The organism is Paraburkholderia sp. GAS41 (assembly GCF_050436545.1).
Taxonomy (GTDB): Bacteria; Pseudomonadota; Gammaproteobacteria; order Burkholderiales; family Burkholderiaceae; genus Paraburkholderia.
The window spans coordinates 700,623-722,360 of record NZ_JBNDMK010000001.1; the positions used below are offsets into that span (position 1 = coordinate 700,623).

The following is a 21,738-nucleotide window of genomic DNA, read 5'->3' on the forward strand; positions in this document are numbered from 1 at the left end:
GGACCTATTTGAGCCGAGTCATAGCTATAATACAAGTGCAAGTTATTCACTTCCGTGATGCACTTTCCGCATATCATGAATATTAAACAACTCGAGCATTTCCTCGCGGTCGCAGAAGAAGGATCGATCGCAGCAGCCGCGCCGCGCGCGCATCTGACGCAGCCCGCGTTGACACGCAGCATTCAGGCTCTGGAAACTCAGGTCGGATTCACGCTGTTCGACCGGCACACGCGCGGAGTCGTGTTGACCGCGATGGGACATCTGGTACTCGACAGAGCAAAGCGCATTCTGTTCGAGGCCAATTGCCTCGAGCGGGATCTGCTGCTCGTCCAGAAACACGAAATGGGGCGCGTGAGATTCGGGCTAGGGCCGCACGCCGCGCCCATCTTCCTTGCCGATGCGCTGATTGCGCTGCACAGGGAATGGCCAAAGCTCGAAGTGACGGCAGAAGTCAACGACGGCGGATTGCTGATGAACGGGTTGCGTGAAGAGCGCTTCGATTTTGTGGTGGTCGACCACAGGTTCGTTCCGACCTCGACGGATCTGGCGGTCCGGCGGCTCGCGAACGAACACACGGGTTGTTTCGTTCGGGCGGGTCATCCTCTGATCGGACAGGAAATGTCCCTCGCGCAATTGCGGCATTCGCCGTTCGCGTCGGTTCCTCTTCCGGAATCGGTTCGTGCAAACCTCCGGAAGGCGTTCGGCTGCCGGCCCGGCGAAGACCTGCAGTTTCAGGTCGAAAGCAACGATTTTCGTGTGCTTGTGCTACTGGCGAGCTGTGCCGATGTGATTCTGCTCGCTCCATTGCGCGCGGTGGCGGCCGAAGTCGCGGGCGGCACGCTAGTGCAACTTCCACTACCTCAAAGTTTCAAACTCGCTGCCCGATTCGAGATCGTGCATCTTGCGGGCCGCACGCTGTCGCCAGCGGCAGAGCGGGCTGTTTCTGCCGTGGAATCGGTGGATCGGATGGGCACCACGACGTTTTAGCCGTAATAGTCGTGAGTTGCCTGCCCTGCGGAAGTCAGCCTCCACGGCGCGGCGGGCGCGTGCAGCCCGTCAGCGGTAAGGAATCGACATTAACTTGTCATCTCTGGCCCCGACGTCACCCTGCGAGTGGTCACGGAGAAGTGCTGCGGCACATTCATTGAACTTTAAGCGATCTGCGCCATGATCGCCGCGAGATACACTATGCGCGGGTTGGGACGTCCAACGACCAGCGAAATCGATTGCATCCGGCTTGAGGTCATCATTAGAGTCGCCGCCAACAGGAATGCGTTCGCCAAGCGCCCTTTTTTAGCGCACTTGCCAGACGAAGTTCGGTACGCTCCCGTGACCCAGCAAAAACGCGCGAAGCACAACTTTTTCTGCCTATCCCGCTATACCCCGCTCCATCAAATCCAATGACCAGGCATCCGTGACTGTTCACCTGCCTGATTTCGAAAGCCGATGGCCCAGTCCGAGGTTTGTCGCGATCTGCCATACGTAGACGCGGGAGTAATGAACCCCAAATTGCCTGCCGATAAGCTCACGCAACCTTGCATTTGTCCAGGCATCGCTAGAAAAACCATGCTCTTGCGCGGAACCGGAGAGCGCGCTTGAAATCCATACGAGCGCCTCCTCGTCCAGAACAGACGAACGGCCACCGACACTCATCTTGCTTAGTGCGTCCAAGCCGCCATCATCCACAATGGCCTTGTATCGCTTCACGGTATCGGTGGAAAGGTGCATCGTTTCTGCAACATCGCTAACCGACGCACCGTCGACCAGCATTTGGCCCGCAGCCATTCTTCGTGCGACGCTCGGTAGTTCTTCGGTTCGGGATGCCATTTGATTGACCTTCCATGAAAATCCGGAGGAACACAAAAGTGACTGCCAGGCTGCTACCGCTAAACTCTTCCTAGCGCGATAAATGCATCGAGCGCCATGCGTAATAGCTGTTCTGTCCAAAAACCGACGGCGGTGGTTCGGAATGCTTATAGCGGTTAAAAAGCATCGCGTAAACTCCAGAATTACACATCAGGTTATAAAATATTTCTTATGAAATGAGTCACGCGTCGGAGAAAATAATTACCTTCGTCACTGCCATTCATTCTGCCTATCGCGATACTGTTCTCACCCTGCAAGCGCGCTATTCTGCGGATATGCGCGATAACTATGACCCGCGAATTCCGAACAAACGGTGCTTGTCATTCTTCAGGACGTTTGCTAGCATTTCGTAACAGATCGCAACAAACTGATATTGCTTAGAAGTCCTCGATCGCACTGACTTCACCGTGCGCCAGCTTCGTCTCATCAAGGAACGTTGTATGGCTCGTCACATCGTCTCGCGAACTTAGTGCTCAAATTGCACGGTAATTCTGACCATTCCGCGCTAGCGTTTTGCGTAATTCTCCACCTCCGGTGGCGAGCGGGCCACCGTCTGCCTGAGGAGACGATTCTCTTGTTAGGTTATCCGCATATTTATTATGTGTGATCACGGATTATCTAAAAATTTTTCGAGGTTGGAGAAATGAGGAATCTCTGCGTCCAAACGATCAGGTCCGGACTTTTCCTCGTTATGGTGTATCTGTCCTTTTCTTCTAATGCGTCAGCCCAGACTGAAGCGGACGATACAAACAAAAGCAACAATCCGCTCAATCTTGCGCCCTCGTTCAACATCCAGAACTATTACACGCCAAACCTCTTCGGCGCCTCAGGTCATACGAACAGTTTGCTGCTGCGGCCTACGATTCCTGTCGGGCCAATTGGGCCCATTGGCGTTCCCCAGATATTTCGTGCCACTGTCCCGGTCAGCACCGGTCCGGATCCGACCGGGGGTTACAACACGGGGCTTGGCGACATCAATCTTTTCGACATCTTTCTTCTGTCCCAGTCCGATGTTCAGCTCGGCGTAGGTCCCTTAATCACCGCGCCAACGGCGACCGATCCGAGTCTCGGAAGCGGTAAATGGCAGGCCGGTCTGGCCGCCGTTGCGGTTAGTGCGACCAGAGCCCGCCTGCTGGGCGCGCTCGTTCAGTGGCAACACTCGTTTGCCGGTCAGAGCGACCGTCCCACCACGCAGTCGCTTACCGTCGAGCCGTTCGGCATCTTCAATCTGCCCGGCGGCTGGTATATCCGCTCAACCGGTATCTGGAGCTTCGACCTGCAGCATGGCGACTACTACATTCCGGTAGGTCTCGGTGCGGGCAAGGCGTGGAAGATCGGCTCAACCATCTACAACGCGTTCATCGAGCCGCAGTATTCGGTGGCGCACTCAGGTGCGGGTGTGCCGCAATTCACAATTTTTGCGGGGCTGAACCTGACGTTCGGTAGATGAAGGGACAGCCTGAAGGTCATCCCTGAATCCACGTTCTTCGAACGTGAATGGAAGTTTCGGCCGGCTCAAGAACAATCGGCCAAATGGACGAAACGGAGCCGCGAATGAACGAGAAAGCTGTGACGTGGGCGTGGCCGTCGGCGCGAGATTCGCTGCCATGCTCCAGATGTTTTTTCACATAACCTTGTCGACAGCATCCAGGTGGCGTGTGCTGCGAGAATGAAATCCAACCAGCGTCGGCAACCGCATGCTCTCGAAACCTGAATTGAGGCGCAAATGACTGTCCCAAAGCAGAAACTCGAGACCAGGTCTTTTGGCAGCGGACTGTTGGTCGGTCCTCTCCTCATGATAGCCGCCGTCGGCGCATCGCAAGACGCTTATGCCACGGAAGGTGGCATCGGGCGTCCAATCACCGGGATGCAAATCGCACCTTATGCCGGCATCGTTCCGCCAACGGACGACTGGATTGTCTCGATCACTTCGATTTATTACGAAGGCTCGCTCGGGGCTAGCAAGACGATTCCTATCGCCGGCACTGTCACGGCCGGCCTCGACTACAACGTGTCGTATAACCTGATCAATGCGGTCAAAACATGGGGCATCACCGCTGGGGGATGGAATTTCGCGTCGTCGTTTGGCGTGCCGGTGCAATACACGAATGTGTCTTCATTTCATGGCCGCTTGCCGGCCGACCACGCGACGCAGTTCGCCGATCTGTTCTTCACGCCAGTGGTCGCCGGCTACCACCTGACGAAGACCGATCACATTGCACTGAGCGTGCAGTTATACGCACCGACAGGTGCGTATAACACCGGCAATCTCGCCAACGCCGGGCAGAACACGTGGACCTTCACGCCCACCGTCGCATACACAAAACTGCTTCCCGCGCAGGACATCGAATTGTCCGCAAACTATGGCGTTGAGTTCTACACCCCGAACGGCGAAACGCAGTATCACAACGCTCCGGTGAGCGTGCTCGACCTGCTTGCACTCAAACGTCTTCCTGGTGGCTGGGGGCTGGGCGTCGTTGGTGGCTGGATTCAGCAACTCGGCAACGATACGGGTGGGCTGGCTAACGCCACAGGCGGCAATCGGGGCCACGCTGTCGGGATTGGCCCGATGGTGACATGGGCGGGCAAAGTCAGTAAGACACCTGTCTCTGCAACGCTGCGGTGGGTAAACGAGTTCGACGTTAGCAACCGCCCAAAGGGCAACGCGGTTGAACTGTCCGTCAGTGCAACGTTTCAGTGATACTGGAGAGCACAGTGAAACCGTTCATATCGCATCACGACAATAGCAACGCCTTTCCGGTCAGGCGCGCGCTCCTGGTCTGCTCTGCGCTAGCAGCGATCTATGGCACAAATGTCGCTCTCGCGCAGGCGCCATCGTCCGGGAGTGACGAGCCATCGAAGGCGCAACCCGAGATGCAACCCCAGGCCGTCGATGCGCTGAACAAGCTTGGTAACTATGTGCGCGGCATGAAGAGTTTCCGCATCGATGCGGATAGCGTGACTGACGGAGTGCTGAGCACTGGTCAGAACATCGGGTTTCTGCACCACACCGAAATGTCCGTTCAGCGGCCGGACAAGGTTCGCATCGTCATCTCTGGAAGCCGCGCGCCAAAGGGGATGGTCTATGACGGCCGCAGCGTGGTGCTGTTCGACAATACCCACCACTACTACAGCAAGGTGCCAGCGCCTCCGACAATCCATCAGCTTGTCGCCGATATCGACGAAAAGTATGGCGTACAGGTCCCGCTAGTCGATCTTTTTTACTGGGGGCAGCAGTCCGACGATGAGAAGGCGCTAACGAGCGCGATCTTTGTCGGCCTCGATAAGGTGGACGGTAAATGGTGCAACCACTACGCCTATCAGCAGCCGGGGCTCGACTGGGAACTGTGGATTCAGAGCGGTTCACGTCCGCTGCCTTGCCGCTTTGTTGTGACCGACACAACCCAGCCGTCGCGGCCCCAGCATGCGGTCAACTACCGGTGGACACTGAATCCCTCGTTTAGCCCTGCGACGTTCGCATTCCATCCTGGCGCGGGCGCGCGAATGATACCTCTGCGCGCCCCAGGCGCCGCCTCAGGCGAGGATCAACAGGGAGACGCAAAATGAAAAAAACAGTGATGCGTCTCGGTGCCGTTGCGCTTGCTATCGCGTTTTACCCCAATTCCGGTACCGCTTTTGCCTTCGGCATGCGCGGCGCTGCGCGCACGAGCATCCATGGGGGTGGCGGTTTCCATGGAGCCGGTGGATTCCAGGGCGGCGTTGGGAGTTTCCACGGAGGCGGTGGATTTCAGGGCGGTGCTGGAGGGTTCCATGGCGGCGCACCTGGAGGCGCGCCTCACGGCGGGGGGGCACAAGCGTATCTCGGTGGAGGTCAGCCACCGAGCGGCGGCGGTGGCGGTGGGGGCCAACATTCACACAGTGGCGGCGGCTCACCGCCGGGCGGTGGCGGTGGCGGTGGCGGTGGCGGCCAGTCTCACGGAGACGGCGGACAACCGCACAACGGCGGAGACGAGCACCACGACGATGGGCATCACGACGACCATCATGACGATGACCATCACCACGACGACCATTACCACGACGATGGCTGGTATGTGGACCCGGTAGCCGTAGGCGTAGCAGTCGGTGTGACCACCGCCGTAGCGGTAGGTACGGCCGTAGCCACGTTGCCGCCGACCTGCTCGAACGTCGTGATCAACAACGTTGCCTACCAGCAGTGCGGCCCGACCTGGTATCAGCCGCAGTACGTCGGTGCGCAGGTGCAGTACGTGGTCGTAAATCCGCCCAGATAATTGCGTGCGAGCGTGCCAGATGGCGTCGCTTGCAACCGTGGCGAGCGCCTTTGAGAGCTACAAGGCCATCACGTACATGCCCATCCTCAAAAGCGCTGCATGCTGCAATGACACTACAAATCGCATCGATATTGCCACATGGCAGAAAATTCCCTGATCAGGCTTACAACCAAGGAGAGCGAACATGTCTGAGAAAAACGACGAAACATCATCGTTCAAGCGCCGGGACTTTCTTCGCGGTGTAGCAACTGCCGGCATCGTGACCGGCGTCGGCGCAGTGGTCGGGGACGCGCTTGCGCAAACGCCCCCTGGCGTGGCGGCGACGGGGATCGGTGCGAAGCCCCCCACTTCTGCAACCCGCGCGTTCAACGCGCAATACGCGAACCAGTTGCCCTTTAACGATACCCAGGACTTCCAGGACGCAGCACGTGGGCTGATTGCGACATTGCCGGAGCCGGGCATCATCCCCAGCTCAAAGGGCGGCGCCGCATGGGATCTGGGGCAGTTTTCATTCATCAAGGGCGGCCCGGAAAACAATGCACCGGACACTGTCAATCCGAGTCTTTGGCGCAACGCCAAGCTGAACATGAACCACGGCCTGTTCGAGGTCGTCGACGGCATCTGGCAGGTGCGCGGCTACGATATTTCGGTCATGAGCATCATCCGCGGAGACACGGGATGGATCGTCGTCGATCCTTTGATGACGTCCGACGCTTCGTCTGTCGTATGGAAGCAATTGGTCGTGCCGCACCTCGGCGACCGGCCGATTACACACGTCATCTATACCCACAGCCACGCCGATCACTACGGCGGTATCCGCGGCATTGTCGACGAAGCCGACCTGAAAGCCGGCAAGGTCAAGATCATTGCACCGCAGGGGTTTACCGAAGCCGCCGTCGGAGAAAACGTCATCGCCGGGAACGCAATGAGCCGGCGGGCCGCGTACATGTACGGCAATCTTCTACCTCGCAGCCCTGTGGGTGTGGTCGATGCAGGCCTCGGGAAGACGACTTCGATCGGTGCCATCACGCTACTCACCCCCACTGACTTCGCGACTACCACGGGCCAGAAGCTAATGCTGGATGGCGTCGAGTTCACTGTCATCATGGCACCGGAATCAGAGGCGCCGTCTGAATTCATGTTTTTCATTCCGAAGTACAAGGCTTTCTGCTCGGCCGAAGACGTCACCCACACCTTACACAACCTGTACACGTTGCGCGGGGCGAAAGTGCGCGACGCATTGCTGTGGTCGAAGTACCTGCAAACCGCCATCGACATGTTCGGCAACGACATGAACGTGCTGTTCGCATCGCATTACTGGCCGACCTGGGGCAACGACCGGGTCATCGCATTTCTCAAGGCGCAGCGCGACATGTACCGCTTCCTGCACGACCAGACGATGCGTCTTGCCAACACGGGCTACACGCCGCTCGAAATTGCCGAAATGATCCGTCTGCCGGACAGCCTCGCGAAGCTCTGGTACAGCCGCGGCTACTATGGGACGGTTTATCACGACGTTGTTGCACAGTACAACCTGCGCCTGGGATTCTTCGATGGCGTACCGGCAAACCTTCATCGGCTGCCGCCTGTGGAAAACGGCAAACGCTACGTCGAGTTCATGGGGGGTGCCGCATCCGTTCTTCATAAAGCTCAGGCGTACTACGACAAGGGTGAGTATCGGTGGGTCGCAGAGGTGGTCAACCATGTCGTGTTTGCCGACCCGCAAAACGTGCCGGCAAAGCACCTCCTGGCCGATGCATATGAGCAACTAGGCTACCAGTCGGAATCGGCAAGCTGGCGGAATTTCTATCTGACCGGCGCGATGGAATTGCGCAACGGCGTGCATCGCGTCCCGTTCGGCAGTTCGCAGAGCCCCGATACGATCAAGGCAATGCCGCTGGAAATGTTTCTTGATTACCAGGGGGTGCGACTCAATGCGGACAAGGCCGCCGGAAAGACCATTTCCTTCAACCTTACCCTGACCGATCTCGACGAGACCTTTGTGGTCGGCGTTGAGAACTCGGCACTGCACTACTCGAAGGGCAAACCTTCCGATTCCGCGGATGCCTCCGTGTCGATCTCACGCTCCGATCTTAACGAAGTCATGATGGGCCAGACCACGATGGAAAAGCAGGTGGTATCAGGTAAAGCGAAAATCACAGGCAACACACAAAAGCTGGGGGAATTCGTTACCTGGCTCGACAACTTCGACTTCTGGTTCAATATTGTTACGCCGTGATGGCGTGCGATTCCCTTCAAAGGAGGCGAGATCATGTGTGCCATCTGCGAATTCAAGGTCGAGTTCAACGTAAGCCATCCGCACGCGTTGACCGTGGCAGTCAACACCCGCGCAGCGATCGACGCGGCGAAGCTGTCCGAGCGCACATTCGACGGTGCGCTCGGACAGGCAAAAGCGCGGGCGGCGGCCATCGATGTATTAAACGAACTGCAAACGCGCATCGAGCAGAGATTGACGAAGGAGGACTTCTCCGCACTACCCGACTTCTACGTTCTATTGATAGAAAGCGGTACATGGGGCTTCTTCCATGCAACGGCGGACGGCTTCGACCCGGAGATCGTGCCGGATGTGCCCGAGGTCAACTCAGACGATCCAGCACAACGTGACATCGCGGTGATCGCATCGGAGGCGGTGATCTGTGCGTTGCTGGACGGGAGCATGACATCCGAGCAGGCATCTACGGCAGGATTGATTGTCGTGGATGCTCTCCCAGCGGAAAAGGCAGGCCTGCTTGCCGCGATAGCGGAGGTGACTGGGGCCAGCAGTCCAATCGTCCCGCCGATATACAGCTCGATCGAACGGCTCGCCACCGGGATTTCTATTTGACCGTGTAGAAAATGAGGTTGTTGGCTGACCGCGTTTTGACGAGTATTGGGAACGATGTTTCCGGCAAGAGTGATGCCGGATCCCGACTATTCCGGCAGCCCCGCATGTCTCGGCTGTTCTGGTTCGGTTGCTTCCTTTTGTTCCAGCAAGACGCCCGCCTAACCGGAAGGCTTTACGCGCTCATATCGGATGTCCGTTTCAGCGATCGAAATGGACATCCGGCCGGCAGGCACCGGCTACCGACGAACGCCCGCTCATGGCCGAGTGGGTGAGGTCGCTAACGGCCGCTTACTGGTACTCCAGTACGCAAAATCTGAATTTGGCTGACTGACCGGTTCGGAGAAAGTAGTCTGACCTTAGTGGGTTGATGACGGTCCGCAGCGTCGGGCACAGGCCGGCCATAAAGCGTCGTTCGCATGCGTCGTCGGTCGGACGTTCAGGCGTCGGCTCCGCCCGTAACCGGCCACCCGATTGTCAAAGACCAACGCTCCTTCATCGGTCAGAGCCGTCGTTGGCATGCGCTGGGTTCAACGTCAGCGATGTGGCGGACTGCTGACGAAGGCGGCGGCGAACAAGTCGACCGCAACTCGCTGCGTCGGCGAACTCACCCTCCCGACCCGTTGCTGCCGGCGGCTGTCTCGCGAACAGTGCGGCATGTGTCGGGTACAGCGGTCACTCGTGGGGTGAAATCGCAGGCGCGTTCCCCGCCAGTGCCTCGAGCACAGTCCGATGCGCCTGTTAGCATATCGGCAAAAAGGTACAGGAGGATAGAGTCAATGCCCAGCCTTTGCTACTGGTCGGTGTGTTTTGTTCACCTGCAAAAGGATGATCCGAAGTTCTTCGGCTTCGCCGAATATCTCGCTGCAGTCGCACTCATGGCCTTGGCGTGGACTATTGCTGACGAACGATACAAATTCCGCGTGGCCACTGCTCCCATACCCCTTGAGACGGTCACGTTCTCTGTGGTCGGCGGCGTCGGACTATTAACGCTGCTTACCGACTGGTGGCGCGCTGAACAATGGGTCGTTCCGATAGGAAGAGTAATCAGCCCGGCCGGATGGCAGGCGCTACTGGGGTTTCTCTTTCTCGCGAATTTTGTAGTCTGGGTGTACTTTGCCTTCATCAAACCTCCAGTCTACGGCCGTTTGAATGCTTTCCGATTCACTCGCGAACTATACCGCGCCGTTCTGCGCGGCTCGCCCGAGCAGCCTCCCGTAATTGCCGACGAACTGGCGCGCTCTGCGCATGCGCTAGTTCGGCATTCATGGCAAAGGGAGGAGGACGCGCTCGCAAAAGAGATGTCGCCCGAGGAAGGTAAGAAGGCAAGTCGGCGCTTTCTCGCCCGCCAGTGTGCATACGAAGCGCTCTTATTAATCGCGGATAAGAAATTTTGCCGTCAAGCCGTCATATCGGCTCCGATCATCGCCCTTGCGTTGTTCTCAGAACTCCGCGACCAAAAGCGCTATCGTGTGCCTCTCGGCACGTTTGCGAGAAATTTCACAGCCGCTGCTATCGAGAACAAAGACTCGTTTGCATATCACGAGGTTGAAGGGTATGACAGTGGCATCATAGGCTATGTGAAGCCCATCACGACCGCGCTGTATGGGGACTACGTCGCCGTTCAGTCCTTGGGCGAGGTATTCGACATTCACTACGAGGAACAGCGGCAATGGGACGCATCGCAATGGAAAGCGTATTGCCGTCTACTGCTTGTCACAGCGAGAGATTTCTTTAAAAGCGGTAACGCGTGGCAATACCCGCCGGTCTTTGGTCGCGCATTTGATGACATCGAGCATTCAGTGATGAATCTCGGGAAGCTCAATGGAGCGTCAACGGAGGCTTGGCAGCACGACGATGTGAAAAAACTCAATGTTGCGGTTGATTTTGTGGTCGAGTTCATCAAGCTTATGGATGGGCACGTTGACGGGCGGCACGTGACGCTGAGACGCGGTGAAGACGACTATGGAAAGGATGTGTGTGACTTAGTAGCGGACCTGATGTTCGAGTTGATAGTTAGCGCCTCGCGCATCCAAAAGCCGCGCGAGCTTTGCTGGTTTGTGCAGCACAACGACGTGTGGAGCAAATTTTTTGAAGCTCGATATCCGAAAGGTACCGCCGCGGACATCGTCAGCTTCAAACTGAAACGTCAACTCCTTCAAGAAGTCGCGCGGATGGGCAAATTCCCGAACTACAAAAGCGCCCGTGTGCTGGGAATGCTGCTTAACGTTATGGGATTGAAGAGAAACCGCATGGATCACAACAAAGGAACACAAGCTTTGCACCGCGCCGTCCTTAGTTGGACGGTCAGGAACTACGACCGCCTTGTGGAGGATTCACCCACCGTCATGGAAACAGTTTTATTCGATGGACTGACCTTCGACCCGCAAGGGCCAAGCCTCGTCTACACCCGGGAACCCTTGTTGGATCGCAAAGTGGTACCGGTCGTGCTTGAACTCAATCGAAACGTAAAATATGCGGAAGCGGCAAAGTAACGCTTGATGCTCGCATGAAGCCTCTGTTTGTAGGTGCCACCATCGCACCCGTCGCACTGCAGCAGGATTTTGCCGTAACCACTCGGCGAGTACTTGGTCTACTGTGATGACCAAACGGAGCTAGGTCGACGAGAGGCTATCGGCTTTGGCCAACAAGGAACACTTCTACAGTTTGAATCGAATGGCCGGCTCCCGAATAAATCCGACGCCTGAATGTCTGAGCGTCGGTGTGAGCGAATGTCACTTCTGGCCCGATTGTTGTCGGATGAGCACGCAGGCGCGGCCGCGGCATACTCGGCCGATCGCCAAAAGGAGGAAATTTTGTTGCTACAGATCTGCTACAACAGGGGTAGCCATCCATATCTGACAGGCCTTGCGCCTGTCATTCCACCCTCTGAACTATCGCCGCCCGGGAAGGCTCGGCAAAGTTACTTTGAACGGCCCAGTGCGACCCATAGCCGACTTTCGACCCGTCGAGTTGGGTGCCGGAAAGCCGCCATTCGACGAGCGGGCACATGCCCAACGCGGACTCGATCCTCGCGTGCTCGGTCAACGTTGCAATCACGCTCAGGTAGCTGAACAGCCGCCCCAGGGTGCAGCCTCTCTCCCCCGCGGCAGAGAGAGCCATAGGAGCACATCGCTGCTATGCGACGGAGGCGATGCGCAACATGAGACGCAAGAGCCGACCGTCATCAGTTTCGCCTCTTCCTCAACGCCATTGGCCTCGCTCAACACTTGTCAGGTTATGCTATTGCGTTTGCGCTCCAATTTCAAAGCCCGCAAGCTTCGACCGGGAGCGGTCGTTGAGCCGAGACAGCTTGGCACGGCGCAGGAGTTACAGCTTTGTCACACGGTGCGAGATCCAACTTAAAATTCTTTATGGCGCTAGCTTTCGTTCACATTTCGGATATCCATTTCGGGCAAGAAAAAGGCGGCCAGACCGTTGTCGACGACGATGTCAAGGACAGCATTGTTGAGGACTGTAGGAACGCTTTTGCGTTACTGCCCGCCGATACGATAAGAGGAGTTATCGCGACCGGGGATATTGCCTACTCTGGTAAGGAAGCTGAGTACACGCAAGCGGGAATCTGGTTTGATAAATTGACGGCTGCCATCGGATGTTTACGTTCGAATGTCTTCATCGTTCCTGGAAATCACGATATTGACCGGGCAAAAATAAGCGAGAACTGCGAGGAAATGCTCAAGAGCATCGCCAGCGAGGGCGACGCCAAACTGGACAAATATCTCGAGACCGAAGCTGATCGCGAGCAGTTATTTCACCGATTCGACGACTATCGCCTGTTTGCGCAGGCTTACGACTGCCCCATTGACGACGACGGCGGTTTGGCAGGCGATCATCCGCTCACGATTTCAGAAGGACGAGTGCTTCGATTCGTCGGTCTCAACTCCGCCTTAATTTGTGGCGCAAGCGACAAAAAGGGAAATTTGCTGCTTGGGATGCGGCAACGGGTTGTACAGAGAAACATTGATGGCGAAGAGCTTGTGGTGCTGATGCACCATCCCCTTGACTGGCTTCTTGACTCAGAAGACGTGTCCAACTATCTACGTAGCCGCGCTCGAGTAGTCGTTTCTGGCCATGAACACATGGCTTCTTCCAAGCTTGTGACTGCACACGACGAGCGTAAAGTTCTGATGATTTCGGCTGGCGCGACGGTTCCTCCGGCGAGAGAAGGCAAGCGATACTGTTTCAATATAATCAAATTCGACTGGAATGAATGCGAAGAAAACCTGACAGTTCGCATCGAGCCTCGTGAGTGGGACGCCAAGTCGACCCGGTTCTCAGCGGGTACTGCGGAGGTTGGCGGCGTCGCTCAAAGTTATGTGCTTGACTGCCCAAATTATGGGAGTATCGCGAAGTCGACACCAGCGCCGATTGTCCCCTCAGCCAGTCAAAACTTGGAGGAGCCCGCGATGGAAAAGCCGAGCATCACCAGCGACGATGAGGAGTACGCGCTCGTCGTGCTTTCATTCTTCCGGGACATCGAAGAATCCGGGAGAATAAAGATACTTTCCGACCTCAATATTATCCCGAAGTCCTTTAAAGGTACGCTAACTCATTCGATCGAGCGGAGTTTCCTAGACAAGGCGAAGCAGGCTGGGAAGGTCAGTGAAATCGGGGACGCACTTAAAGCGCTCATTCAAAAATCATAGAAACGATAAAAAATGAATACTGCCGAGTTAGTAAGAATATACGAGCAAAATCCGACCGACGAATTCGTAGTCAAGCGCGACGCCGCCATTTCAGCGGTTGCAACGAAGATGGTAGCTACTTCAAGCGTGGATGAATTGTTCAGCTATGCCGAATCATTAAGCGCCGGTCTGCGTGACGCAAAATTATCGGGAGCGCTGAGAAACATTTGCATCGCAGAATTGCAGGACGCGAGCCCCTCATTTGTTGCCGAGGGACAGGAGATTCAAATCTTCGTCTGCGCGCTCGGTGCCTGGTTACATCTCTTGGCTGAAGTCGCCCCCTCCGAAAGCGGGCGCACAGCAAAGGAAATCCTTGCAGCGGCTATCCATGCCGGGCTTAGCCTCGCGCCAGCTTCTTCGAATGCGAAGATAGGCCAGGCAGTCACGGAGATTGTGCGCCTCTCCGCCAATGCATTTCGGCTCACAGGCGAAACTTCAAGGGTGCGGCAGAATGTACCGGAACTGGCCGTGACCCTTGACGGTACGGAGACAGCGGCACAGGCCACTGAGAAGGTTGTTGAATCCGCCAAGCGATCAATTTTCGCGCTCCGAAATAATGCTGCCCTTGACCGAGAAGAACTTGAACTGCTGTGGTTCTGTTTGGGCGACCACAGCGCAGTGCTTAACGTTAAGCTCTCATCTCTGAAAGCGCCGGTGGGCCTCGTGGCTTCCGCTCTTGAAACCACAAAGCTTCTGCGGAGACTTCCAGCCACTTCGCACGTCAACATGGCCCTGCGCAATGTTGCCACCGGCAAGGCCAAAACTCTCGCGGCGCTGGTGTCGGAAACGGAGGCGTATCGGAAGCAATTCGTCAGCTATCTTGCTAACAATATCGCGTCGACCTATCCGAACATCCTGCCGGTGACAAGCGCGATACTGGGCTACTCCGCTCCCAAAGACGTTGAAGTGCGTGAGATGTCTGAATGGGGCCGCCGCTTGGTCCTAGAACTTGGGCTCACAAAGTTCAAAAATTTGGGCGTGATCTGATATGGCCTCGACTTGTTCGCAGCCCGAATGCACGGTCGGGCAAACTGGCATATGTTTGCTCAACAATCAACCGAGCACCTGTCCGCACCTTCAAGCCCAACCGGAGACGCAAATCGTCGCCCGGGGCCTTGCACCCGTTCTAGCTTCGCCTGAGGAGGGCGTCCGTCTCGAACCAAGCCTCACGATGGGAGCGGAGACCGTACGAGCCCATCTAGCGAGGCGATTATGCACTCAGGTCGGGGTATTGGGATTTCCAGATGCGGGCAAGACCGCTGCTTTGGTAAGCCTGTACCTTCTGGTGTCGAGCAACAAGCTAGAAGGATTCGAATTCCGGGATTGCAGAACGCTCATGGCATTCGAGCAAATCAGTCGGGGGGCACGGGCGTGGGACAAGGACTCGTTGCCAGAACAGATAACTAACCATACGGAGTCGGTTGACGGTCGGACGGCGGGCTTCCTCCATTTCAAGCTTGCTGATCTAGAGCTTCAACGGGATTTGGAGTTTTTTGTTCCGGACCTTCCTGGCGAGTGGACAACGACTCTTGCCGACAGCAATAGAATCGACCGCTTGGAGTTTCTTCGTGCGGTAGACGTCATATGGCTGTTTGTTAACGGACAGCATCTGGCGAACGCAGAGGCGCGTGGTCATGCTGTCCATCGGGCGGAGATTGTCGTAAAGCGGACGGCCGCCCTGCTCGGGTACAGTATCAGGCCGTCGCTTGCGCTTGTTATTACGCGTCGGGACGAGGGGCAAACTCATCAAGCATCTGTAGACTCGATTCTTCAGTGCGCTACTAGCCATGGGTTCGCTGCCAGCGTCATAGAAGTTGCCTCATTTTCGAATCATCCTGACGTAACTCCGGCTGGAACCGGCTTGGTAGAGTTGGTCAAGACGCTTCGACCTCAGGTCCGCATCGCGCCCGAAGTGCTTTTGGATGAGCGGCGCTCTGACTCGAGGTTTTCAATGAATTTCAGGAGGTCATGAACATGGCCACGAACATTGTCTTGGTGGGCGGCCCAAACTCCGGCAAATCTAACTACATCGCGAGACTATGGGTTTCGCTTTCTAAGAATGAAGGGAGGCTTTTCGCTCCGACGACCCCCGACAAAATTGAGTATGTCGAGAAGCTTGTCGAGCACTTGTTCTCAGGGAAGTTCGCGCCGAGGTCGGACTCCTCGCTACACGAAGAAGGCAATGACCTAGTGGTCGACGTCGCGATTCGTGACGCGAACCCGGCGGTTTCGGCCGCCCTTGTCGTACCAGATGTGCTTGGAGAAGTGTGGAAGAACGCTGTAGCGAACTCCCACCTTGCCCAGCGGTGGCATGACCTGGTATCTACAACTACATCGGCCCTGCTTTTCGTCCACGCCAATTCGCCGGACAACTTCGATGCTCTTAACTGGGTGACGGCGGGGGAGTTGCTCGCTTTAGGCATGGGCGACTCGGAGGCGGCCGGTGAAATTCCGACCCAGGTCGCAATGTGCGAATTGCTTCGCATGCTCGAGGATTTACTTTCGAAATCTGAGCGTAAGCCAAGAGTGGCAGTCATCGTCGCCGCATGGGACAAGCTGGACCCACGTGAGCGAAAATCGGCGCCCATCCAATACCTCGACAAGGAGTTCCCGCTGTTTGCTGGGCGATTGAGGGACGCGCTCGCAATTGATGTTCGCGTCTTCGGGCTCAGCGTTGTCGGGGGGGATTTGTCTGAAGAATCTTTCCGTCAGCAATTACTTGAGACAGGTGTGTTAGGTAACGGCTACGTAGTGTTCGAGCACGCGGGTGTGGTCGAGGAAAGCAAAGACGTTACCCTTCCCCTTCAGTGGTTGCTCGGCCAGTGAACGCAGCACTTGAATTTAGAGTTCAGCAGCAAGTCCATTCGTACCGAAATGGCCATGCACTTGCTGGCAGCAGCATCAAGCTGGAGCGCGGTGACCAGGATTTAGTAGACCGTCTATCTGACTTGGCTGGTCCCATCGGCCCCGGTCAGACCTTCGCGCCCTATCTCACCTTCTACCCCTTGGGCGCTGCACCCTACTATGTCGTCGCCCGAACCTGGCAAGACCTCTCCGCGCCTCGAGCGGGTTGCGTCATCACGAGAAGCTTTTTGGTGCCGATAGGCGTCTGGCGAAACGGAAAGGTGCTCTCGTCGCTGCTTGCTGCACTCGAGGTAGAGGGGCGCGACTTGTCTCGCTTTGTTGAACTCGCGATCACGCCGTGTGCACATGAGGAATCGCACGCATTCGAGTCCAGCAGCACGACGGAATTTGTCGAGGCCTTTTTTCTGGAGAAAAGGCAACCAATCGTCGTCTTCGAAGCGCAGTCACCGGAAGCGTTTGCAAGCCGCCTTATCGAGGGCCTCTGGCCAGCCTTTCGGTCGTCACTCGCCATTTGCACGCACGCGTACTCGCCGCGGAGCATTCAAGGTCGACCTTTTGACTTGCTCTTCGCGCCAGCGTCTGCGCGCTCAAACTTTTCCGCATGGGCGGGTAGAAGGATTGATGGTCAAACTGGCAACCGCCAACCGCGCCACAAATGGACGACGAGCATCACTCAAAGATTGTTTGGGGGCACTCGTGTCCTGCCGCTTGCAGTCTCATTTGGGGAACTGGATGTCGCTCTGGATGAGGCTGACGAATCACAGTTTCGGCTTGCGATGCTCTGGGAAGAACTACGCCAGCGTTCACAAGAGTCGCCCCTTGCGATTCTCGGAATGTTGGACATCGTTGCTTCCCTTGGACAGAGTGAACATTCGGTATCACGCCTGCTGGGCCCTACACTCAGAAGCTCTATACGGCTCGCGGAGAGACTGGGTACTGAAGGCCTGTTCCAGTACTTGGTCACGCTGCTTGGCAAGTTTCCAAGTCGCCTGCCTCCCATCGCAGCACTGAGTGACATTCGCCGTGCCGCTAGGAACGCTACTGTTCAGCAGCCAGATGAAGCGTTGGCGTTCCTTCGCGAACGAGCCGAGCAGGGCTCCGCCCCCCCCACCGTTGTCATCGCTGGCCTGGCCGATGGCTTGGTGAAAGGGCAGTTTATTCGCGAATCTGTGGACACACTGTTGTCGCTGGATGATGAGTCATTGTTGTCTCTGGTGGGTTATGGACGAAAGTTCGCAAGCGTGCTCATTGACGCACTCAAATGGAAGCACAGTTACGAGGGCCTCGAAAGGCTCGAACGTCTTGTTGCCACTGCCGATGTCAAGCTTCGCTCCCGCGCTCGAAGAAACATCATCCCGTTCCTTAGTTACGGCGGAGAGGGCCACTTGTTGGCGGAATTGCTTCGTGGCGTTGATGGACGGACACTTTCTACGAGCGTGCGGTGGCTCAGCGCATCCGGTGCTATCGTGATACCGGAGCTAGGTGACGCGTTGGTCATCACCGCAGATAGCCCCGAAAAGCAGCGATTGCTCCGCTCACTGTTGACTCAACTTCCACAAAATAATGGCGTCGACGCAATTCTGGCGAAAGCCATGACAGTGGCGGAAGACGACTTGGAATGGTTTAGAACCGAGCAATTCGAATCTACCCGCGCGAGTGTCATCTTGCGAGATGTGCTGGCTAGAAGTTCAGATGCTGAACTGCGGCGCATTCCGTCGCGCCTAGCGGACGGCGCTTTGCAGGCGGCTCATTTGGAAGTCGCTGACTTCCCCATCGACGCGCTCATCAGAATACTGAGCCTGGTACCCAGCTCTTGTGACGTGCTAATGCAGATTGCGCTCACGAAGGCCGACTATCTCGCCGGGAACCTTGGTTTCAGATTCGTCCAACTCCTGCTGGTTCGCGTTTTGAGCGAAACGGCCTCGCACCCGCTAGCAGTGCAGGTTCTCAATCAGTTCGGACCGAGTATTCCGGCCCGAGAACTGGCGCTGATGGCAGCCTCTCCAACATTGCCGACCGTGCAGGTGTCAAACAACCTCATGCTTTTCGGCGACGCTTCGGAAAGCGTTCGTTCGCACCTTGCTTCTCGCGCTGACGTCTTGACGGAGCAGATTGTCAACCGGCGAAGTACCGTGCCAAGCGTGGAGGCCATAGGTGCTTGGGCTAGTTTGATTTCCGAGGCAATCTTGGCGGCTGGCGAGGCAACTTCGCTACGAGCCGCGTCCGTTGCACTAGAGTTTGCTCTAAGTTCGACCAATGTGCAGGTCAGCCCTCTTCTTAGAGTTGCGTTTCCCCGCGTCTACGAGCACCTGCGCAATAGTGAGACCGCATCATCGATGTTCAGTTTCTTTTCCTTTTATGACTGGGACAAGTGCAAAATTGCCAGAAAAGACCTTGTCAGCGCATTTATCAGCTCGGTATGGCCCCCGGCCGACCTCTTGAGAATTGCAGACGAGGTGATGGAGGTTGAATCCATTCATCGGATTCTCGGGAAGGCTCCGAACGGGAAAGAGTTCTTGGCTCAAGCACTTGCTGACCCCTCGCTACCGCTCCATGTTCGAAATGCGTTTTTCGGCGTAGCGTAAGCCGTCCAGAAACAGCTGATACGACGGCGATCCGATTACTTCGGACCCGAACCGTCATCATCATGCAGGAGTTTGTGACGGCCATGCGCGACGCCTGCCGCGTTTGCGCTCTGGTGCCTGAAAACGGCCTTTCGTCGCTGACCGGTTCTGGCCGGACAGCGACCAATTGCCGTCCGGCGAATTACCGCTCAAACCTCTGTCTGTTCGGCCATTTCCAGCGCGTCGTCGACTTCGATGCCGAGGTATCTGACTGTGCTTTCAAGTTTGGTGTGGCCCAGCAGCAACTGTACAGCCCGGAGATTTTTAGTACGGCGATAGATCAATGATGCTTTTGTTCGACGCATTGTGTGCGTGCCGTAGGCGGTGTCGTCGAGGCCGATCGATTTAATCCAACGATGGACGATCCTCGCATACTGGCGGGTCGAAAGGTGGGCCGACGCGTGAATACGCCCCGGGAACAGAAAGTCCGTAGGAGACAGTGCCGCTGCCTTAATCCAGTTTTCGACGCTATCCCGCGTTTGCTCGGTGATCTCGAATTGCACCGGTCGCTGCGTTTTCTGTTGCATCACCGTTGCCCGAGGCGCTACGCGGTTTCCGAGGCAGACATCGCGCACCCGCAGTTTTGTCAGATCGCACGCTCGCAGCTTGCTGTCGATCGCCAAATTGAACATCGCAAGATCACGAGTTTTCGCCCCCAATTGCAGGCGGATTCGAATGGCCCAGATTTCCTTAAGCTTCAGGGGCGACTTCTGTCCAGTTAGCTTGTCTTTGTTCCATGGCACGCGCGACACATCGTTGCTGATAGTTGCTTCCATGACGATTCTCCTTTCAGATGAAGGGAGATTCAGTCTGCGCCAACTGCCGATGGGCGATACCCGACCCGAAGCGGAAATTCGCAACTCGGGAAAACGGACGTTCAACCGTTGAAGTAACCGGTGCGCGTTAGCTTGCCCGGGGGACTGAGATGTTAGGTGCCGCCGCCTGCGACTATGTAAGGCTTGGGAGTAAGCTTGCCGTCAGCGACATCCTGCGCGAACTGCTCCGCAATCTGTATCGTTTTTGACTCTAGCTGGCGACCTATGTTCGCTATGTACTGTACATGTCCTTCAAGCTTCTTCTGCTCTTCGAGAAGTTTAGAAATTGGCATGAGCCCATACTGAACGTTCGCATCATCATCCTCCTCAATCATCACCGCTCCCTGAGGCAATTTTTGCATGCCAAAGCTAGCCGTAAAGAAGATAAAGGAGTTATGACTAGGAATTCTGCGACCTGCCCAGTGTGCGAACATGTGACGTATGTGACGATGCTGCTCGAAGATCTCAGCCGCTTTGCGGATCCCCTCAGCGAGATCAATATTCCAAACACAGCTATCAGCGCAAGCAATAAGATGAGCTAGCGCGTCCTTGTCGTTGAGTTTCAGTGCAAATGTTGTTGCCGTTCCAAGCCTGATATGAGTAAGACAATTGATCATGTGCCGCGCCTCGAGATCGGCGATGCAATAGGTCTGAACAAACTTTCCGATCAGTTCGTAGTCGTGTCCTGAAAGTGGATGCGTGTCGTTCATAGGGTGACCAAGGGACATTCGTGCCTTCAGTAGCTCGTCCATTTCATGGCCAGCCGGAATCTCCGGTGCAGCATCACGGGGCGATCTGTATCTTGTCATGACACCTCCAAGCGCCTAACGGTTATTCAGAAGAAAAACTATCTTGTTTGCAATCATACGGACAACGTCAACGTCCCCTTTGGGAACAGGTCACGCAGATAGCGGTTATTGGCCGCATCCAGACTGGTGCCAAATGTATCCCGACCTGCTGTCGCCGATTTCTTGGTGTGCGGCCTGTTCGTTAGTCGTTGCTCGCCTTAGATCTTGAATTTTCCCGTCGTCGTCTCGCGCGCGCCACCCTACAAAAAGCCCGCGAGCCCATCGAGCTCTCATCGTCCGATGGATTCCGGTTATTCTTGGGCAACAATAACGACTTTCATGCGCATCGGGCTCTCTTCATATCATGAACTTTCTAGACCCTGCATTTACCCAGTTGGCCTTCGCAGCCAAGCTACTCGAATACGTTGAACAGGGAAAACTGAACCTTGACGAGCTTGACCAGCCTCTAACAATCGAAGGGCCGGGCATTTGGGTTCTTCCCGACCGAATTTTCAACTCGGTCGGTGAATTGCATCGGGCTTGCGAAAACCAGCTGTCCGTTGCGTTTGGTGCCGCCGCGATCACACTTAACCGGTGCAGAGAAGAATATGAGGAAAGGACGGGAGTGCCATTGCTGGCCAGAAATGGCGCCCCACCAGAATCTGAGGACGAACACTTCGCGGAACTGGCGTACCAAATCCGCAATGCGTTTGCGCACGACATTTCGGAGCCACGCTGGGAAATACGCAATCCAGCTCGGCGGCGTCAATATCTAGTCGACCGTATAACGGACCATGCTGGCAACGTCATCAGAGCGAGTATCACCGTTGATCTGACCAACCTGAACGGACAGCGGTTTGACTATGCGCACATCGGTGGCATTGAGACACTTCACCACTTGCGCGAATTCGGTCGACGCTACTGGGGATGACGACTCTGGATCGTCAATTTCCTGCCAGTTGCTGGCAGCGGCCCGATT

At 56.2% G+C, this 21,738-nt stretch carries 19 protein-coding genes; 15 read left to right on the plus strand and 4 right to left on the minus strand.

Annotated elements, in window-relative coordinates; translation table 11 throughout:
• The first annotated feature begins 75 nt into the window (after nucleotides 1-75).
• Entirely contained in the window at nucleotides 76-987 is a 912-nt protein-coding gene (locus P3T43_RS03055; RefSeq protein WP_429279538.1) for a LysR family transcriptional regulator, read from the plus strand.
• 435 nt (nucleotides 988-1,422) lie between these two features.
• Here P3T43_RS03055 and P3T43_RS03060 read toward each other — a convergent pair whose 3' ends face one another.
• Nucleotides 1,423-1,827, minus strand: a complete 405-nt coding sequence (locus P3T43_RS03060; RefSeq protein WP_429279539.1) for a helix-turn-helix domain-containing protein — start codon at nucleotides 1,825-1,827, stop codon at nucleotides 1,423-1,425.
• A gap of 730 nt (nucleotides 1,828-2,557) precedes the next feature.
• Here P3T43_RS03060 and P3T43_RS03065 point away from each other — a divergent pair.
• The 3 genes from P3T43_RS03065 (at nucleotide 2,558) to P3T43_RS03075 (ending at nucleotide 5,433) form a co-directional block, all read left to right on the plus strand.
• Nucleotides 2,558-3,316: a hypothetical protein gene (locus P3T43_RS03065; protein WP_429279540.1), complete on the plus strand. Its 759-nt coding sequence runs from the start codon at nucleotides 2,558-2,560 to the stop codon at nucleotides 3,314-3,316.
• 345 nt (nucleotides 3,317-3,661) lie between these two features.
• Entirely contained in the window at nucleotides 3,662-4,567 is a 906-nt protein-coding gene (locus P3T43_RS03070; protein WP_429279541.1) for a SphA family protein, read from the plus strand.
• 14 nt (nucleotides 4,568-4,581) lie between these two features.
• Complete coding sequence (locus P3T43_RS03075) at nucleotides 4,582-5,433, plus strand: DUF2092 domain-containing protein (RefSeq protein WP_429279542.1); 852 nt, start codon at nucleotides 4,582-4,584, stop codon at nucleotides 5,431-5,433.
• Here P3T43_RS03075 and P3T43_RS03080 read toward each other — a convergent pair.
• Complete coding sequence (locus P3T43_RS03080; RefSeq protein WP_429279543.1) at nucleotides 5,412-5,639, minus strand: hypothetical protein; 228 nt, start codon at nucleotides 5,637-5,639, stop codon at nucleotides 5,412-5,414. The two genes, P3T43_RS03075 and P3T43_RS03080, sit on opposite strands and share 22 nt — an antisense overlap.
• Between P3T43_RS03080 and P3T43_RS03085 the strand changes: the two genes are divergently transcribed.
• The 10 genes from P3T43_RS03085 to P3T43_RS03130 all read left to right on the plus strand — a co-directional run bounded on the left by P3T43_RS03085 (nucleotide 5,638) and on the right by P3T43_RS03130 (nucleotide 19,117).
• The gene (locus tag P3T43_RS03085; RefSeq protein WP_429279544.1) at nucleotides 5,638-5,934 is read left to right on the plus strand and encodes a hypothetical protein; all 297 of its coding nucleotides are present in this window, start codon (nucleotides 5,638-5,640) and stop codon (nucleotides 5,932-5,934) included. The genes P3T43_RS03080 and P3T43_RS03085 overlap by 2 nt on opposite strands.
• 20 nt (nucleotides 5,935-5,954) lie before the next feature.
• Nucleotides 5,955-6,119, plus strand: a complete 165-nt coding sequence (locus P3T43_RS03090; protein WP_429279545.1) for a hypothetical protein — start codon at nucleotides 5,955-5,957, stop codon at nucleotides 6,117-6,119.
• A gap of 184 nt (nucleotides 6,120-6,303) precedes the next feature.
• A complete protein-coding gene (locus P3T43_RS03095) occupies nucleotides 6,304-8,358 on the plus strand; it encodes an alkyl/aryl-sulfatase (protein WP_429279546.1) in 2,055 nt (684 codons plus the stop codon).
• A gap of 33 nt (nucleotides 8,359-8,391) precedes the next feature.
• Nucleotides 8,392-8,964 carry a hypothetical protein gene (locus P3T43_RS03100; RefSeq protein WP_429279547.1) on the plus strand — a complete coding sequence of 191 codons (573 nt, stop codon included), beginning with the start codon at nucleotides 8,392-8,394 and terminating at the stop codon, nucleotides 8,962-8,964.
• 776 nt (nucleotides 8,965-9,740) lie between these two features.
• Nucleotides 9,741-11,456, plus strand: coding sequence for a hypothetical protein (locus P3T43_RS03105; RefSeq protein WP_429279548.1), 1,716 nt, complete (start codon nucleotides 9,741-9,743; stop codon nucleotides 11,454-11,456).
• 843 nt (nucleotides 11,457-12,299) lie between these two features.
• Complete coding sequence (locus P3T43_RS03110; RefSeq protein WP_429279549.1) at nucleotides 12,300-13,628, plus strand: metallophosphoesterase family protein; 1,329 nt, start codon at nucleotides 12,300-12,302, stop codon at nucleotides 13,626-13,628.
• 12 nt (nucleotides 13,629-13,640) lie between these two features.
• The gene (locus tag P3T43_RS03115; RefSeq protein WP_429279550.1) at nucleotides 13,641-14,654 is read left to right on the plus strand and encodes a GTPase-associated system all-helical protein GASH; all 1,014 of its coding nucleotides are present in this window, start codon (nucleotides 13,641-13,643) and stop codon (nucleotides 14,652-14,654) included.
• A 184-nt stretch (nucleotides 14,655-14,838) separates the two neighbouring features.
• A complete protein-coding gene (locus P3T43_RS03120; RefSeq protein WP_429279598.1) occupies nucleotides 14,839-15,639 on the plus strand; it encodes a TRAFAC clade GTPase domain-containing protein in 801 nt (266 codons plus the stop codon).
• A gap of 2 nt (nucleotides 15,640-15,641) precedes the next feature.
• Complete coding sequence (locus P3T43_RS03125; protein ID WP_429279551.1) at nucleotides 15,642-16,493, plus strand: hypothetical protein; 852 nt, start codon at nucleotides 15,642-15,644, stop codon at nucleotides 16,491-16,493.
• Nucleotides 16,490-19,117: a hypothetical protein gene (locus P3T43_RS03130; RefSeq protein ID WP_429279552.1), complete on the plus strand. Its 2,628-nt coding sequence runs from the start codon at nucleotides 16,490-16,492 to the stop codon at nucleotides 19,115-19,117. The genes P3T43_RS03125 and P3T43_RS03130 overlap by 4 nt, the downstream gene beginning before the upstream one ends.
• 188 nt (nucleotides 19,118-19,305) lie before the next feature.
• Here P3T43_RS03130 and P3T43_RS03135 read toward each other — a convergent pair whose 3' ends face one another.
• Both P3T43_RS03135 and P3T43_RS03140 read right to left on the minus strand, forming a co-directional pair.
• Nucleotides 19,306-19,932: a tyrosine-type recombinase/integrase gene (locus P3T43_RS03135; RefSeq protein ID WP_429279553.1), complete on the minus strand. Its 627-nt coding sequence runs from the start codon at nucleotides 19,930-19,932 to the stop codon at nucleotides 19,306-19,308.
• A 152-nt stretch (nucleotides 19,933-20,084) separates the two neighbouring features.
• Nucleotides 20,085-20,780: a hypothetical protein gene (locus P3T43_RS03140; RefSeq protein ID WP_429279554.1), complete on the minus strand. Its 696-nt coding sequence runs from the start codon at nucleotides 20,778-20,780 to the stop codon at nucleotides 20,085-20,087.
• Between the two features lie 343 nt (nucleotides 20,781-21,123).
• Between P3T43_RS03140 and P3T43_RS03145 the strand changes: the two genes are divergently transcribed.
• Entirely contained in the window at nucleotides 21,124-21,690 is a 567-nt protein-coding gene (locus P3T43_RS03145; RefSeq protein ID WP_429279555.1) for a hypothetical protein, read from the plus strand.
• Nucleotides 21,691-21,738: the final 48 nt, after the last annotated feature.